We start from the raw sequence: 16,331 nt of genomic DNA on the forward strand, positions 1-16,331 counted from the left end.
GCAATCTCCCCGGAAGCAGTGGTCGGTTCTACCGTTAGTTAACCAACGGACATTTGGATTTGGACAGCGGAATAAACGCCTGATCCGCCGGAATCTTCGATACCACTCTCAGCAGGTCCCATTCGCTTTCGGACTCCGAGGGCTTCTTCACTTCCACCAGGTACATGTCGTGCAGCATGGAGCCGTTCGGCAGGATGGAGCCGTCCTTGACGAACATGTCGTTCAGGGTCATCTCACCCAGCTTGGCGCGAACGGTGTCGCTGTCGTCGGTACCGGTCTCCTTGACCGCTTTCAGATAGTTGGTTACAGCGGAGTAAACGCCGGCGTGCACCATGGTGGGCATGGCGCCGTGGCGCTCAAAGAAGCGCTCTGACCAGGCCCGGGTTTCGTCGTTCTGGTTCCACACAAACGCGGTGGTGAACTGCAGCCCCTGGGCAATGTCCAGGCCCATGCTGTGTACGTCGGTGATGAACACCAGCATACCCGCGAGTTTCTGACCGCTTTGCACGATCCGGAACTGGTTGGCCTGCTTGATCGCGTTCACCGTGTCCTGCCCGGCATTAGCCAGGCCGATGACGTCGGCACCGGAGGACTGAGCCTGCAGCAGATAGGAGGAGAAGTCGTTGGTGGACAGCGGCGCGTTGACGTTGCCAACCACCTCGCCGCCCAGGCTCTCCACTACTGCGCCAGTGTTGTCTCGCAGGGAGTGACCAAAGGCATAGTCGGCGGTAATAAAGAACCAGCTCTTGCCGCCGTTCTTGACCATGGCCGTGGCTGTGCCCACGGGCAGTGCGTGGGTATCATAGACATAGTGGATGCCATAGGGTGTGCACTGATCCTCGGTGAGAGCCGTGGTGCCCGCCCCGGTATTCATGGTGATGATCTTTTTGTCGTTTGCCAGTCCCTGCACCGACAGGGCCACCGACGAGTTGTCCAGGGCGGTGATCATGTCCACTTCCTTGGCGTCGATCCACTCCCGCGCGGTGCTGGCGCCGATGTCCGGCTTGTTCTGGTGGTCGGCGGATATGACTTCAACCGGCTGGCCCAGGACCGAACCACCGAAGTCCTCGATGGCCATTTTGGCTGCGATCACGGCGCCTGGACCTTCCAGGGCCTTGTAAACCCCGGACATGTCACTGAGTACACCAATTTTGAGTTTACCGTCTGTCAGTTCAGCGGTTGCGGTGAGCGGCATCGCCAATGTGGCCACTGCAACGGCGCTTGCCAGTCCTTGTTTCCAGTGCTTCAACATAGTGGGATTCCTTTTCTTGTTAGATTCAGGGTCTTTTCAGATTCAGGGTAGGTGCGCTTGTGGCGCCCCTGGCCCACGGGATCAGACACTCAGGTGCCTGTTCAACTGCTCTTTTTTGGCCTCAAGGTCGGCGGCGTCAATCTGTTCCACCACCTGGCCATGCTCAATCACATAGTGGCGGTCTGCCAGGGGCGCAGCAAAGCGAAAGTTCTGTTCCACGAGGATTATAGTGAAACCCTTCTCCCGCAGTTTGCGAATCACCTGATCCAGGGATTTCAGGATGACCGGGGCCAGCCCTTCCGTGATTTCGTCCAGCAGCAGCAGGTTGGCACCGGTGCGCAGGATTCGGGCAATGGCCAGCATCTGCTGTTCGCCCCCGGACAGCTTGGAGCCCTGGCTTTTACGCCGTTCCTTGAGGTTCGGGAACATGGTGTAGATTTCGTCCGCCGACAGGCCGCCCTCGGCGACCACCGGGGGCAGCTCCAGGTTCTCGTCGACATTGAGGGAAGCAAAAATGCCACGCTCTTCCGGGCAATAGCCGAGCTTGCCGACATGGGCAATCCGGTGCGTGGGCATATTGATGATTTCGGTGCCGTGGATCCGGATCGAGCCGGTGCGCCGCCCCACCAGGCCGAGAATGGCCTTCAGTGTGGTCGTGCGCCCGGACCCGTTGCGACCCAGCAGGGTAATCACCTCGCCTTCGTGCAACGTCAGGTTCATACCGTGGAGAATGTGGGACTCGCCGTACCAGGCGTGCAGATTTTCGATTCGAAGCAACTCCGGGCGTTGATCAGGCGGCATCGGTGGTCCCCATGTAGGCTTCCATCACGGCAGGGTTTGTGGATACGGTGTCGTAATTGCCTTCCGCCAGTACCTCGCCCCGGTTAAGCACAGTGATGGTGTCGGCGAGGGTGGAAACCACATTCAGGTTGTGCTCCACCATCACGATGGTCCGGCCCTCGACCACCCGTCTGATCAGATCGGTCACTGTGCCCACATCCTCGGAGCTCATGCCCTGGGTGGGCTCGTCCAGCAGCATCAGCCGGGGCTTCAGGGCAATGGTGGTGGCAATTTCCAGGGCCCGCTTCTGGCCATAAGGCAGTTCGACGGCCTTGGTGTCGGCAAAGGGACCCAGCTCTACCAGTTCCAGGGTTGCCTGGGCTTCCTCGTTCAGTTGGTCCAGTATCCGCTTGGAGCGCCAGAACTGGTAAGACACCCCTAATGTGCGCTGCAGTGCAATGCGGACATTTTCCCGGGCGGACAGGTGTGGAAACACCGCCGAGATCTGGAATGAGCGGATCATGCCTCGTTGGGCAATGCCGGCGGGCCGGGAGTGGGTAATGTCTTCACCGTCGTAGATAATCTGGCCGGAACTGGGTTTGAGAAACTGGGTCAGCAGGTTGAAAAAAGTGGTTTTTCCGGCACCGTTGGGGCCAATCAGGGCATGGATGCTCCCCGTCTCCACTTTCACGTTGACGTTGTTGATGGCGGTAAAGCCCTTGAAATCCTTTTGCAGGTTCCGGGTTTCGAGGATGATCGGGGAGGGCGTTGTGTGTTCGCCCGCAGCCTGGTCGTTCACGGAAATACACCCCTTTCGTTTCAAGTCGGCGACTGGTACGCCATAGGTTCGTTATTATTTGTTATTCAAACGCTTTTTATGAAAAGGTTGCAGATACTGCCAACTGAACTGACATTCAGTAATAGTCGGAGGGTGTGGCGTCTGTCAAGAAAAGAAGGGAGGCAGGGCGCCTCCCGGAAAGCCGGAACAGGTTTTAAAGATACTGGTAACGCAGCAGCCGGTGTTTGATGCGTTCAAGGACAACCTGATCAATGACCGCAGCCAGCACCGCGATCACCAGAATGTTGGTCATCACGCCGGTCATGTCGGCGATTTCACCGGAATAGGCCAGGGATTTACCGAGTCCAGCACTGAATCCCACGATCATTTCGGCGGAAATCAAGGCCCGCCAGGCGTTGCCGAAAGCGAGCTGGGCGCCGGTAATCAGCTCCGGAGTGACGGCCGGGAAATACACCCGCTTGAGCATCTGGAACCTGGAGGCACCCATGACCCGGGCTGCCGAAATGTGCACTTTCTCGACACTTTCCGTGGCATTCATCACGCTCAGTGCAGTGGGGAAAAAGGCGCCAATGGCCACCACCACGATGATCGGAAGGTTGCCGAAGCCCATCAGGATCAGGAACAACGGCACCCAGGCGATGGAGGGAATCGACTGCAGGATAATGATCGCGGCTTTCAGCGTGTTGCGGACCGCGTTCAGGGTACCACCCACGAGGCCGACCAGGATGCCGAGCACGATGGCAGAGCCGTAGCCGGCACCCAGGCGGGTCATGCTGTTGCCCAGTCCTTCCCAGAAGGTCGGGCTGTTGAACTCTTCCCACAGGCGTACAAAGGCTGCGGGAACGTCCGGCATCAGGAAGTCCGGCAGGAACCAGGCCGCCACCTGCCAGAAGAACAGGATGACTGCGATGGCGAGCACATAGGCCCGTTTGCTGGCGACGCCGGTGGTTTGATTAGTGCTCATGCTTAAAGCTCACGGGCCTTCTGCCATGACAGATCAAGCAGGGAGTCAACATCGAAATCGCTGTCCGAAGGGAGAATGCCCTGAGCTTTCATGATAGTGGCGAGTTCTTTCATCCGGTTGATGTCGTCCCCAGTCAGCTTGGCGCTGAAGTCGTTGGTCTGGATGGCCTGAGTAATGACGTTCTCGGCGGGAATCTTGCCCTGATTGCGGGACTCGACGAACTCATCCTTGATGAAATAATTGGTAATCAGCGGAGCCGCCTGGGCGGGCTCGTTTTCCAGCATATCGATGGCTTCACGCTGGGCATCCAGAGCCGCCCAGACAAGGTCTTTCCGGTTTTTCAGGGTCTCGGCAGAGGTGATCACCACCATGCACGGGAATGGCCAGACTTCACCAATTTCATAGATCTGTTTCACTGGTGCCACCAGCCGGGCGATACGGTCGTAAGGTTCAAACAGGAATGCGGCATCAACACGGCCGCCGACCAGTGACTGAACCGCGACCGCCGGTGCCACACCCATAATGTTCAGGTCTCCTGGCTGAAGGCCGGCGTTGTCCAGCATCACGCCTTTGAGCACAATGTCGGCGGTACTGCCCTGCTTCTGGGAAGCCAGATTTCTGCCTTTCAGGTCTGCCACCGATTCGATGCCGGAATCTTCACGTACAAGCAGGGAGTGATAGCCGCGCTGGGCGCCGCCAACGATTTTCAGGTCTGCCCCGCGGGACACCCAGGTAAACGCGTTGGAGAAGCCAAGCACACCGATATCAAGCTGGCCGCCAACAATGCCCTTGATCAGGTCGGTACCAGAGCTGAACTCAATCAATTTCGCGTCCAGACCGTATTTTTCATAGAGCCCGGCCTCATAGGCCAGCATGGCCTGGGCGTCGTCCATCACCCTGACGTATCCGACCCGGAATTCTTCTGCCGCAGCAACGGGGCTGGCAATCACAAATGCCAGAACAGCGGAAAGTAACCAGCGAATCATACAGTTTCTCCTTGCTCATCAGGGGTTGAGGTAGTGTCGGTGTCGATACCGAGCAGGTTCAGAACGTTGCGACGAACATCGGCGAACGCGGAAAGATCGTGGGTTTTGGGGATATGTCCCAGGGTGATTTCCTTGAGCACAACCGCCGGGCGATGGCTGAACACCAGCACCCTGTCGGCCAGGTATAGAGCTTCGTCCACATCATGGGTCACCAAAACCACGGTCGGGCGCTCTTCCTCAATGAGGTCTTTCAGCACGCTTTGCAGGGTCATGCGCGTGAGCGCATCAAGAGCGCCAAAAGGCTCATCCAGCAACAGAACATGGGGCCGGGCAATGAAGGCCCGCGCCAGGGCACAACGCTGTCGCATGCCGCCGGATACCTGGTGCGGATAGTAATCCTCGAAGCCGGTGAGCTTGACCCGGCCCAGCCATTTACCGGCCTCATCACGGGCGACCTGTTTAGGTTGGTTCTGGAATTCCAGTGCCAGGGCCACGTTCTCCATCAGCGTCATCCAGGGATAGAGCGCGTGTTCCTGGAACACCAGGGTACGCTCGGGCGACGGATCCGAGACACTCTTGCCATCGGCCGTAAGCGTTCCGGAAGAGGCACTCTGCAAACCGGCGAGCATGTGCAGCAAGGTGGATTTTCCGCAACCGGAAGGGCCCACCAGCGCCACGATTTCCCCGGTTTCGATGACGGTGTCGAATTGTTTGATAACGTTCAGGTCGCCAAAGCTCTTGGTCACTTGGTCGAACAGGAGTTTCATATAGCCTGCCAGAATATGGTTATATTCTAAAATAGAATAGATAATGTTGATTTTATAACTACGAAGGGCAGGATAAAAGTGGATTATGCATTTATACCTATGGGGGAGCCTGGTAAGGAACCTGCGGCGAGGTATCTGCGTCAGTTGTGTACAGACATACTCAGGACATCAACCAGTTGAAAATGAGGTAGTTATGGAAAGGTATCTGGCGGCCGCCCTGTTGGGCGTTTTCATCATGAGCTCGGTACCGGCCGCAGCCCAACCACCGGGCAACCAGCTCCCTCCCGGGCTGCAGAAGAAGGTCGAGCGGGGCGAGCCGTTGCCCCCGGGCTGGCAGAAAAAAGTGAACTATCGGGAAGGGGATTTCCTGGATCGCGATCTTCTGCGGTATGGCACAATTGAAGATATTGACGGAAATCGTCAGAGGGTCCGCATTGAGGATCGGGTCTACACGGTTGTCCGGGACACCCGAGAGATTCTTGATATTCTCAGCCAGTGAACTGACCGGGCCGTCAACGCGGCCCGGTCAGTAATCGGATTCAGTCTCGGGCAGGTCGTTCGACGACTTTGCGTTTACCCTTGGCACAGCGAGACAGGGCCTTGAGGCCGTCGCCGTCGAAGGCATCCACCCGGATGACATCGTACAGCGCCGTCAAAGCCTCCAGCAGCTTGTCACATTCGTCTGCCTTCACAACGCCCTGGGCACAGGCCCAGTCCACCAGCTCCTTGCGCTCATGACCCATCAGCAGGGCGATGCCGTCGATCTCGTCTTCATCGCGGTTGCGGATCGCCTCATGCAGCCGGCTGCGCATGTCTGCGGTCTCGTTGGCGAGCTTGTAGGCGTTAAGCACCCGGCCCAGGGGATCTTCCGGGTCCATGGTGGTGTAGGCGCCGCGGCTGACCCGCTGGCGTACCGGGGTGTCTTTGACGATGGAATCGGCCACTTTGGCGCCAAGCTTGTCATCCGGCCCATTGAGTCCGGTGGCGCCTAGAGGGAAGACCAGCAGCCTGAGTGGCCAGCGCAGGGCAGGAACCGGGAAGTTGATGATCGCCTCGCGCATGGAGCCCTGCAGATCCCGAAGGCAGGTTTTCAGGCACCATTCCACCAACGGTCGCTGATCATCCGGGTAGCCCTCCTCGTGCCACTGCTTGATGACTGCGGTGGCGTAATACAGTTGCACCAGGCAGTCCGCCATCCGGCCGGAAAGCCGCTGCCGGGCCTTGAGACCGCCACCGACGGTCAGCAGGGTGACGTCGGTCATCAGCGCGAATGCCGCAGAGAACCGCGCCAATTGACGGTAGCTGGACTTGATACTGCCCTGGCGTGGCACCGATTCGATCCAGCCCCCGGTCAGCCCCAGAAGCAGGGCCCTGAGGGCGTTGCGGGTGGTATGAGCCAGGTGGCGGTAGAAGATGCCGTCGAATTTCTTCGCGGCCTTGTCTTCGTCCTCCATGCCGGCCGCTTCAATCTCCTCAACGATGAACGGATGGCAGCGGATGGAGCCCTGACCGAAGATCATCAGGCTTCGGGTAAGAATATTGGCGCCCTCAACGGTAATGCCGATAGGCACCGCCTGGTAGGCCCGGGCCAGGAAATTTCGGGGTCCGGTGATCACGCCCCGGCCAGCAACAACGTCCATGGCGTGGTTGATCACTTCCCGCATCAGGTCAGTGTTGCGGTACTTCAGTACCGCGGAGGGCACTGAGGGCCTGACTCCGCGGTCGAGCATGCCGGAAGTGAGTAGCCGGGCAGCGTCCATCATGTAAGTGTAGCCGGCAATGGGTTCCAGAGCTTCCTGTACGCCCTCAAACTGGCTGATGGATCGGCCGAACTGCTCCCGGGTGTAGGCGTAGGAGCCGGTAGCAAGGCTGGCGACCTTGCCGGCGCCGGTGCCCAAGGCGGGCAGGGAGATGGAGCGGCCGATGGACAGGCATTCCAGCAGCATGGTCCAGCCCTTGCCGAGCATGTCCTGGCCGCCGATGACCTGTTCCATGGGAATGAAGACGTCCTTGCCCCACGTGGGCCCGTTCATGAATACGGTATTCATGGGCAGGTGGCGGGCGCCAGCATTGACGCCCTCGGTTTCCCGTGGAACCAGCACACAGGTCACACCAACGTCATCGTTAGCGCCCAGCAGTTTGTCCGGGTCATAGACCTTGATGGCCAGACCGATCAGGGTGGCCACGGGTGCCAGCGTAATGTAGCGCTTGTTCCAGGTGACCTTCAGGCCCAGCACTTCCTTGCCGTTCCATTCACCCCTGCAGACAATGCCCTTGTCCGGAATGGCACCGGCGTCGGAGCCGGCGACCGGAGAGGTCAGGGCAAAACAGGGAATCTCTTCGCCACCGGCGAGTCTGGGCAAATAGTGCCGTTTCTGCTCATCAGTGCCGTAATGCATCAGCAGTTCGCCGGGGCCCAGTGAGTTGGGCACCATCACGGTGACGGCCGCGGACACACTGCGGGTGGAGATTTTCATCACAATCTCGGAATGGGCGGTATTGGAGAAACCCAGACCGCCATCCTCTTTGGGTATTACCAGGCCGAAAAAACCGTTTTCACGGATAAACTTCCAGACCTTGTCCGGCAGATCGTAGTCCTCGTGGGTGATTTTCCAATCGTCCAGCATGGCGCAGAGTTTTTCTACCGGGCCATCCAGAAAGGCCTGCTCTTCGCTGGAGAGGTGTGCCGGTTTTGCGTCCAGCAGCTTGTTCCATTTGGGTTTGCCGGAAAAGAGTTCGCCGTCCCAGTCCACCGAGCCGGATTTCAGGGCTTCGGCTTCGGTATCCGAGAGCTTGGGCAGCCGGCTCCGAACCCAGCCAAGCAGCGGCCGGCTGAGTTTGTCGAGGCGCAAATCACCGGGGATCACCAGAATCAGTGCCAGGGCCAGCAAAACGCCACCAAACAGGATGCTGAGAAGATGCCATTCGTCCTGGAACAGGCCCACAAGGGTGGCAATAGACATCACTGCAGCGGCCGTGGTGCCACCGATGCCCAGATAGATCAGTACCAGTGCACTGATCAGCAGGAAAAAAACACTCATGGGTAGACCTCCGTATCGCGAATGCAAGAAACCAGAATCTGCATTTAACCTTCCGTCAAAGTCCCTGCAGTTGCAAGGGGGCCGGCGGCGGGATGTAAAGATTCATTGCACCAATGAAAAGCATTGTCAAAAAACAAGAGTGAGTGGGCATGTGATTGATCCAGACTGGGACTTTTGGTGAATACATAGACCTACTTAAATAGATGCGTCTGGGGTAATTCAATGTTTGGTCAGCTCACTGTTGCGAAACGCCTTGCTCTTGGCTTTGGTTTGATTCTCTCCCTGATGATTGTGATCAGCCTGATCGGAAATAATCGTGTCGGGTTTATTGACCGTACCCTGACCGAAGTGGGTGATGGCGCCGCGGTCAAACAGCGCTACGCCATTAATTTCCGAGGCAGTGTTCACGACCGGGCCATCGCCATTCGTGATGCCGTGCTGGTGGAAAATGACAGTGCCCTGCGGCGACACCTACAGGATATTGAGCAGTTGAAGGTGTTTTACCGGGAAGCTGCCGGCCCCATGGACGCCATGTTTCGCGATCAGGGCGCAACCAATCGGGAGAAAGAGCTTCTGGACGCCATCAAGGAAATCGAGCGTCGTGCCCTGGTTTTGACCGACGCCCTTCTTGAGCGCCGGCTTGCTGGAAACATCGAAGGCGCCAGATCCTTTCTGTTGAGCGATGTGTCCGGAGCCTACAGCGAGTGGCTGAAGCGGATTAACGCGTTCATTGATCATCAGGAGGGCGTGATTGCCGCTAATGTTGACGAAGTCCGGACCACCGCCAGCAATTTCAACGCGCTGATTCTATCGGTTACGGGAGCGGCGGTTATCCTGAGTGTGTTGGTGGCGTGGGTCATTATCCGCAGGCTCAAGGGCATTCTGGGTGGTGAGCCTGAAGACGTGGCAAGGGCCATCCGTCAGCTGGCTGACGGAGAGCTGAGTCAGGATATCCGCACCCGCTACCCGGACAGTGTAATGGGCGCTCTGCAGGACACGGTGGAGCGACTGGCCGGGATTATCCGGGAAGTCCGTGCTGCCGCCGAGGAGCTTTCCAGTTCGTCTTCGGAACTCGAAAGCACCTCGGACAATAACAGCCGACAGATTCGCCTGCAGGCCAGCGAAGCCGAACAGATGGCGGCAGCGGTGAACCAGATGGCGGCAACGGTGAACGAAGTGGCGGGCTTTGCCGCCAGCGCTGCCACAGCGACCCGGAAAGCGGATGCGGAAGTGGAAAGCGGCAACCGGGTGGTGCAGGATACCGCCGCTTCCATCGGCAAACTCGCGTCAACCCTGGACCAGGCGACCCAGACCGTTCAGCGGGTATCTGAAGACAGCGCCAATATCGGAAAGATCATTGAAGTGATCAACGCCATTGCCGAGCAGACCAACCTGCTAGCGTTGAATGCGGCCATAGAGGCCGCCCGCGCTGGCACCCACGGCCGGGGTTTTGCGGTGGTCGCCGATGAGGTTCGCTCACTGGCATCGCGGACCCAGGACTCGACCCGGGAAATCCAGGACATGATCGGTAATCTGCAAACTGGCGCTGGCGATGCGGCTAACGTGATGGAAAGCAGCCGGGAGCTGGCTCGCACCACAGTGGACAAGACCACGGAGGCGGAGGCGGCGCTGGCACGGATTCGCCAGGAAGTGGGGGCTATCAACGACATGAATGCCCAGATTGCCAGTGCCTCGGAGGAACAGAGCTCTGTGGCGGAAGAGGTGAACCGCAATATCAGCCGGATTCACGACGTGACCGTCGAAACCTCAGCCGGTTCCGAGCAGGTCGCCGGTGCCAGCCGAGATCTGGCGGTGCTTGCCGGTCAATTACGTTCCCGGGTCAGTTTCTTTCAGCTTAAAGGCTGAGACCGCAGATCAGTAACGCCAGTGTAGCCAGCAGTACAGCGACATTGAGACCGAGAACGGTATTGAGCTGTCGGGGATTCGTCAGGGCTCCCGGCAGTCTGAGGCTTATCCACAGGGCCGCCGGTGCCGGTGCCAGGGCGATGGCGGTCCACACCGGCAACCAGCCTGCCAGGAGGCATACGCCCAGAACGCCGTAGCTACCCAGCAACAGGGCACCGACGAGTTTGGCAGCTGTTGGTTGGCCCAGCGTGATCACCAGGTGCCGGCGCCCCACTTTCGCGTCCGCTTCCGCATCTGGTATCTGATTGATAAGCAGAAGCTCACTGACCAGTAACAGGCCGATTACCGAGACTGTGATAGCCGCGGTGTCCAGTTGCGCGCCCAGGGCAACCAGGCTACCCAGAATCATCACCGGGCCGAAGCCAAGCCCCGGTGACAGCAGACAAATGATGGGTGAACGGGTGATCCAGCGGGTGTAAGTCAGCACTAATACAACGCCGGCGGCGCCGAGCACCAACATGGGAAGCCCGCGAAGCCAGAGAAAATACAGACCGATCGCAATGACCAGTCCCAGCGTACCGAGGGCCGCCAGCAGCACACGCTTTGCTGCGGATGGGGCCTCGGGGAGCGCCCCGCTGCCGCCAGAAAACGGCGTACGCCGGGTGATCAGGTCCAGCCCCGAGACAAAGTCTTCGTATTCATTGAGCAGATTGACAGCGGCGTGGGCAAGTAGGGCGCCGATCAATACCAGAAGCGTATCCAGTAGCGCGGGTGGCTCGCCCTGTTGCCAGGCAAGGGCGACTCCGAGACCCGCACACAAGGGGGCCAGCACCAGAAAATTGGGGCGGGCGGCACGAACGACCGCAACGGTCTCAGACATTGGGGCCTTCCTTGAAGGGACGGGGCTGGCAGATGATCAGACGTAACCGGCCGCAAACACCAGCCCGAGCACAACGGGCATAACCACCAGGCTGCCCAGATTGCTCAATAATACCAGCGAGGCGACCTTATGGGGCTCCTGTCGATACTGTTCCGCTACTATATAGTTCAGCACTGCTGGCGGCAGGGCGGCGAACACCCACAGTGCCGCTATTTGCATCCCTGGCAAGTCCAGAATGGCTATCATGGGCCAGGCCAGCACCAGGCCACTTGCCGGGCAGGCAACCGCTCCGAGCATTCCCAGTTTCCAGTCACTGAAGTCGACATCCAGCATGCGAACGCCGAGGGCAAACAGCATCAGGGGAATACAGACGCCGCCAAGCATGTTCAGTGTTTCCAATAGCCAGTCCGGTAGCGGTACGCCGCCCAGATTCACCGAGAGCCCGGCAATACTGGCAAATACAATCGGCAATTTCAGACGTTTTACGATGGAAGTATGCGGATCCAGCATGTACAGGCCCACGGAGAAATGTAGCAGCATCTCCACGATAAACAGCACAATGGCCGCCGGCAGGGCTTCATCCCCGAAGGCCAGGACCAGCAGAGGAATGCCCATGTTGCCGGAGTTGTTGAACATCATTGGCGGCAGGAAGGTTTTCAGATTCAGCTTGAGTGCCTTTGCCAGCGGATAAAGTACGATCCCCGAGCCCAGGACCACCACGGTGGCGGCCAACGCCAACTGGGCATAGTCCTGAAGGGGGGCCTTCTGATCAGCCAGAACTGCAAACACCAGCATGGGCACGAACAGTTCCATGTTGAGAACGTTCAGCCCCTGAATATCCGGCGTACGGTAACGGCCATAAAGAGCGCCGCAGCCGGCGATCAAAAACACCGGCAACATGGTGGAGAGAATCTGGCCGATCATTCAAGAGGCTCCGACAGGTGTAAAAATTTTATGGATGAATAATCCGTTAGGTTCGCAAGTATAGGTCCGCTTCGGCAAGTATTAATCGTCGGCGTTCGACCAAAGCCGAAAGCGCGGGAGAGAAACCGCCCGTTTGGCAACGGTTGCGATGGTCCGCCTGGCCCACCACAATAACCTCGCCAGTTTTTCAATCTGTTGCGGAGAGCCCTTGTGTCCAGCCCCTTTGATCAGCTTGTTGCCCGCGAAAACACTTGTTCGGTCAAATTTGATGCCCGCCTCGCCGTTTTCGGCCGCGATGACGTTATTCCGGTGTGGGTCGCCGATATGGACTTTGCCGCGCCCGAGGCGGTCACCCGGGCGCTGAGCGAGCGGGCCGCGCACCCGGTATACGGTTATACCCTGTTTCCGGACAGCCTTTACCAGTCAATAATCGACTGGTTCGCCGACCGGCATGGCTGGGAGATCCAGCGGGAATGGATCCTGATGGCACCCGGTGTTGTCCCTTCCCTGAATGCGGCCTGCATGGCCTATGCCGAACCGGGCGAGGGTGTGATCATCCAGCCGCCGGTGTATCCCCCGTTTTTCAGTTCGGTCCGGCACAGTGGCCGGAAGGTGATCGAGAACCCCCTGGTGCCGGAAGACCCGGACACGGGTGATCCCGGTCACTACCGGATGGATCTGAATCACCTTGAACAATGTGCCGCGCGATCGGATGCCCGCATCCTGTTGTTGTGTTCACCCCACAACCCGGTCGGGCGGGTATGGTCGGATGAAGAGCTCAGGGCCGTGCTTGCCATTGCCCGCCAGTACCAACTGGTGGTGGTCTCGGATGAGATTCATTGCGATCTTGGCTACCGGGACAAACCCCGACACACCATGTTGGCCAATCTGGCCGGGCCGGAGGATGCCCTGGTGATGGCCGTGGCACCGAGCAAGACTTTCAATATGCCCGGCCTGGGGCTGTCAGCGCTGGTGATCCCCGATGCGGACAGGCGCAGCGCCATAAAAGCCGTGTTCGAGTCCATGCATCTGCCCCAGTGTAACCCGTTCAGCGTCGCCGGCTTCGAAGCCGGTTATCGCCACGGCGGTCCCTGGCTCGACGATCTGATGGCGTACCTGCAGGCAAACCGGGATTATGTAGTGGAGGTCGTCAGCCGACGACTGCCGGGCATTCGGGTATCGGCGCCCGAAGGCACCTACCTGATGTGGCTCGACTGTCGCGGGTTGGACCTTGATGACGTGGGCCTGAAGCGGTTTTTTGTTCGGGATGCCGGTGTTGGCATGAATCCCGGGGTATCGTTCGGTCACCAGGGCAGCGGCTTCATGCGCCTGAACATCGGCTGTCCCAGAGCGGTACTTGAAGAGGTTCTTGACCGGATTGAAACCGCACTCAAGAGTCTTATCCCGTGATACTGGCGCTCCAGTGGTCCCGGTTGTTCACACTGTCCTGCCCACGGGTTATGACTTCGTGCCGTTGAGCGATCCCAGTTAATCCCCCTTGGTCTGATAACGCTTTCGCCGGCCGGTCTGAGTTGCCAACAACAGCCCGGCGAGAATTAACAGGCCGCCGAAGATGTGAAATACCCCCAGGGACTCCCCCAGAAAGACACCTGCCAGCACCGAGGCAAAGACCGGCGTCAGGTACATGAAAATTGCCGCCCGGGCCGGACCGATTTTATGCACGCCATGATTCCAGAATCCATACGCCAGAATGCCCGGGAAAATGGCGAAATACAGCAGAGGCAGGGCGGTGTCCCGTGACAGATCAAAGCCGCCCGCGAAGAAAAACAGATCGGTCAGGTAAAACGGCAGTATCACCAGCGTTCCCAGCAGTATCTGAGTGGTCAGAAAGGTCAGGGCCGGCAGTGGCACCGCCTGTCGCCTCAGCAGGACCGAGAACAGCCCCCAGCTGAACACCGCCGCCACCATGATCAGATCTCCCGGCTGCGCCTGCAGGCCAGTCAGCACCGAAAGATCGCCGCGGGCCACCACGGCGATGATGCCGGTGATGGCCAGGGCAATCCCGAAGGCCTGGAGTGGCCGGGTCCGGTCGCCGAGCAGAACCCAGGACAGTAGTGCCACGAAAATCGGAATGGTGGCATTGATCAGGGCGATGTTCGTTGCCGTAGTGGTGGTTGCGGCGAAGTACAGCAGTGAATTGAAGGCCGCCACGCTGAAGGTCGCCAGGGCCAGCATGGAGCCAAAACGTTCGCGGATAATCTGGCGGTGGCGCCAGACCCCCGGAAGCCCGAATGGCAGCAGAATGGCAAGTGCAATGATCCAGCGCCAGAAGGACATCGACAGGGGGGGAATGTGCTCAACCGTGCCTCGGGCAACAACGGCATTGCCGGCCCAGAACAGGGGTGTCAGAACCAGACCAACGTAGGCCAGCCCGGGAATTCGGGACAAGATTCCGGGGTTTTCCGCAGACACGCGCGCTCCTGTTTGTCTTTGGTGTTGTCAGATAAAACGCATAGGATACTACTCTCCCGGAACTTCTGCCTCCGTACCGATGTGGTAGGCCGCGAAACCGGCCATCACCACCTGATCAACCGCCATCCCGATGACCCGGCCGTCGCTCGTGGAACGGATGGGGTGCTGGGCATTGGTGATGGGATCAGAGACATAACCGAGAACCTCCCCCTTCGATACCCTGGCCCCGAGCTCGATCTCGCTGAACAGGATGCCGCCGTGATCGGCGCGGATCCAGTTGGAATCGTAGTACACCGGCTCCGGATCACCCCACACGAACATCCGGGAGATCATACCCTGGCGCTCCATCAGGCTGGTGAGGCTGTTAACGCCTGCACTGATCTGATGTTGCTGAATCCGGTGGGATTCGCCGGCCTCCAGAGTCACCGCGCGAATGCCTGCTGCAACCGCCGCCGTGCGGAGCATGCCGGGGGCGCCGGTGCTGTGAACCACGGCCATGCGGTCAAAGCCCCGGGTAAACTCGGCCACCTCGGGGTTGTTCATGTCGGCCCTCAACTGAGGCAGATTGGTGCGTTTGAGTGAACCGGTGTGAATGTCCACCAGCATGTCGCAGCGGCGGATAACGTTCTCAAACAGCGAGTGGGCAATGCGGTCGGCCAGACTGCCTTCGGGACTGCCGGGGAAGTGCCGGTTGAGATCCCGCCGGTCCGGCAGATAGCGGCTGCCCTGCTGAAATCCCGGGAGGTTGACGATGGGAATGCCGACTACCCGGCCCGAGAGCTTGTCCGGATTCAGGTCATACACGGTCTGACGGATAATTTCGATGCCATTGAGCTCGTCGCCATGGACCGCCCCGGTAAGGCACAGGGTCGGGCCGGCGTAGACGCCGTTGACCACCAGCACCGGCGTGGGCTGGGACAACCCGGCAATCTGGATGCCAGGCGCCCAGGCCAGGCGGGTTGAGGCGCCTGGCTCGACATCGCTGCTCAGCAGGGTAAAGATCTCTCCGGGCCGGACCTTGGGTTCGGGCTCGGATTCCGGCTCAGCGGTTGCCGACGTCAAAGCGGATTCAACCGCATCGTTGTCCGTCGGCACGGCCTGCAGCGGCGCTGACTGTTCGATGTCCTCGACGCTCTCGTCTTCCGCGAGCTCGGCCATTCGGATGTCGGATTCCCTGGCGGGCTTGGCCGACGCGGAATCGGCCAGCAAGGGCGATGGTAGCCAAAGCGCCAGCAGGCCTGTCAGCATTGCGAGGTGTGTCGGTTTTTGAAGCCGCTCAAACAGCATAATTCCTCACCGGTTGTCTGTGTGCGCTCAAGGATAGAGGCCCCTTGGCGGTCATGAATACGGCTGTGACAAAGGTTTAATGCCACTTTCATGAAGTTGTGGAAAAACTGGGCGAGAGTATCCGCTCAATGTATGTCAAAAGTGTTATTTTGCATGTACAGGACACTTATACGCGGGGAAGGAGGTTAACAATATGGACCTTTTGCGAATTCTGATAGCGATTCTGTTACCGCCACTGGGCGTGTTCCTGCAGGTGGGAATCGGCAAGCACTTCTGGATCAACATCCTGTTGACCCTCCTCGGGTACATTCCCGGGATCGTGCATGCGGTCTACATTATTGCGAAAAAATAG

At 59.0% G+C, this 16,331-nt stretch carries 15 protein-coding genes; 4 read left to right on the top strand and 11 right to left on the bottom strand.

The window, feature by feature from the left end:
• Positions 1–34: 34 nt before the first annotated feature.
• From ACN0XM_RS17420 to ACN0XM_RS17445, 6 genes are all read right to left on the bottom strand, one after another.
• Positions 35–1,252, bottom strand: a complete 1,218-nt coding sequence (locus tag ACN0XM_RS17420; protein WP_417568207.1) for an ABC transporter substrate-binding protein — start codon at positions 1,250–1,252, stop codon at positions 35–37.
• 81 nt (positions 1,253–1,333) lie between these two features.
• Positions 1,334–2,053: an ABC transporter ATP-binding protein gene (locus tag ACN0XM_RS17425; protein WP_417568208.1), complete on the bottom strand. Its 720-nt coding sequence runs from the start codon at positions 2,051–2,053 to the stop codon at positions 1,334–1,336.
• Positions 2,043–2,831, bottom strand: a complete 789-nt coding sequence (locus ACN0XM_RS17430; RefSeq protein ID WP_417568209.1) for an ABC transporter ATP-binding protein — start codon at positions 2,829–2,831, stop codon at positions 2,043–2,045. The genes ACN0XM_RS17425 and ACN0XM_RS17430 overlap by 11 nt, the downstream gene beginning before the upstream one ends.
• Positions 2,832–3,024: 193 nt before the next feature.
• On the bottom strand, positions 3,025–3,795 hold the full coding sequence (locus ACN0XM_RS17435; protein WP_417568210.1) for an ABC transporter permease: 771 nt from the start codon (positions 3,793–3,795) through the stop codon (positions 3,025–3,027).
• Between the two features lie 2 nt (positions 3,796–3,797).
• On the bottom strand, positions 3,798–4,781 hold the full coding sequence (locus ACN0XM_RS17440; RefSeq protein ID WP_417568211.1) for an ABC transporter substrate-binding protein: 984 nt from the start codon (positions 4,779–4,781) through the stop codon (positions 3,798–3,800).
• A complete protein-coding gene (locus tag ACN0XM_RS17445; RefSeq protein WP_417568212.1) occupies positions 4,778–5,548 on the bottom strand; it encodes an ABC transporter ATP-binding protein in 771 nt (256 codons plus the stop codon). The genes ACN0XM_RS17440 and ACN0XM_RS17445 overlap by 4 nt, the downstream gene beginning before the upstream one ends.
• A 193-nt stretch (positions 5,549–5,741) precedes the next feature.
• On the opposite strand from ACN0XM_RS17445, the gene ACN0XM_RS17450 reads away from it, so the two are divergent.
• Positions 5,742–6,047, top strand: coding sequence for a hypothetical protein (locus tag ACN0XM_RS17450; RefSeq protein ID WP_417568213.1), 306 nt, complete (start codon positions 5,742–5,744; stop codon positions 6,045–6,047).
• Positions 6,048–6,087: 40 nt separating this feature from the next.
• On the opposite strand, the gene ACN0XM_RS17455 is transcribed toward ACN0XM_RS17450, so the two are convergent.
• Entirely contained in the window at positions 6,088–8,589 is a 2,502-nt protein-coding gene (locus tag ACN0XM_RS17455; RefSeq protein WP_417568214.1) for an acyl-CoA dehydrogenase, read from the bottom strand.
• A gap of 222 nt (positions 8,590–8,811) precedes the next feature.
• On the opposite strand from ACN0XM_RS17455, the gene ACN0XM_RS17460 reads away from it, so the two are divergent.
• Positions 8,812–10,455, top strand: coding sequence for a methyl-accepting chemotaxis protein (locus ACN0XM_RS17460; RefSeq protein WP_417568215.1), 1,644 nt, complete (start codon positions 8,812–8,814; stop codon positions 10,453–10,455).
• On the opposite strand, the gene ACN0XM_RS17465 is transcribed toward ACN0XM_RS17460, so the two are convergent.
• Together ACN0XM_RS17465 and ACN0XM_RS17470 are read right to left on the bottom strand one after the other, a co-directional pair.
• Positions 10,445–11,335, bottom strand: coding sequence for a prenyltransferase (locus ACN0XM_RS17465; RefSeq protein ID WP_417568216.1), 891 nt, complete (start codon positions 11,333–11,335; stop codon positions 10,445–10,447). The genes ACN0XM_RS17460 and ACN0XM_RS17465 overlap by 11 nt on opposite strands.
• Before the next feature lie 36 nt (positions 11,336–11,371).
• Entirely contained in the window at positions 11,372–12,259 is an 888-nt protein-coding gene (locus tag ACN0XM_RS17470; protein WP_417568217.1) for an AEC family transporter, read from the bottom strand.
• A 210-nt stretch (positions 12,260–12,469) separates the two neighbouring features.
• Here ACN0XM_RS17470 and ACN0XM_RS17475 point away from each other — a divergent pair, with 210 nt between their 5' ends.
• On the top strand, positions 12,470–13,669 hold the full coding sequence (locus ACN0XM_RS17475; RefSeq protein ID WP_417568218.1) for a MalY/PatB family protein: 1,200 nt from the start codon (positions 12,470–12,472) through the stop codon (positions 13,667–13,669).
• A gap of 78 nt (positions 13,670–13,747) precedes the next feature.
• Here the strand turns inward: ACN0XM_RS17475 and ACN0XM_RS17480 are convergent, their stop codons facing one another.
• Both ACN0XM_RS17480 and ACN0XM_RS17485 read right to left on the bottom strand, forming a co-directional pair.
• Positions 13,748–14,692, bottom strand: coding sequence for a DMT family transporter (locus ACN0XM_RS17480; protein ID WP_417568219.1), 945 nt, complete (start codon positions 14,690–14,692; stop codon positions 13,748–13,750).
• Positions 14,693–14,740: 48 nt separating this feature from the next.
• Complete coding sequence (locus ACN0XM_RS17485) at positions 14,741–15,979, bottom strand: succinylglutamate desuccinylase/aspartoacylase family protein (protein ID WP_417568220.1); 1,239 nt, start codon at positions 15,977–15,979, stop codon at positions 14,741–14,743.
• Between the two features lie 193 nt (positions 15,980–16,172).
• Here ACN0XM_RS17485 and ACN0XM_RS17490 point away from each other — a divergent pair, with 193 nt between their 5' ends.
• A complete protein-coding gene (locus ACN0XM_RS17490; protein ID WP_144777495.1) occupies positions 16,173–16,331 on the top strand; it encodes a YqaE/Pmp3 family membrane protein in 159 nt (52 codons plus the stop codon).

The organism is Marinobacter sp. (assembly GCF_048269445.1).
Lineage (GTDB): Bacteria > Pseudomonadota > Gammaproteobacteria > Pseudomonadales > Oleiphilaceae > Marinobacter.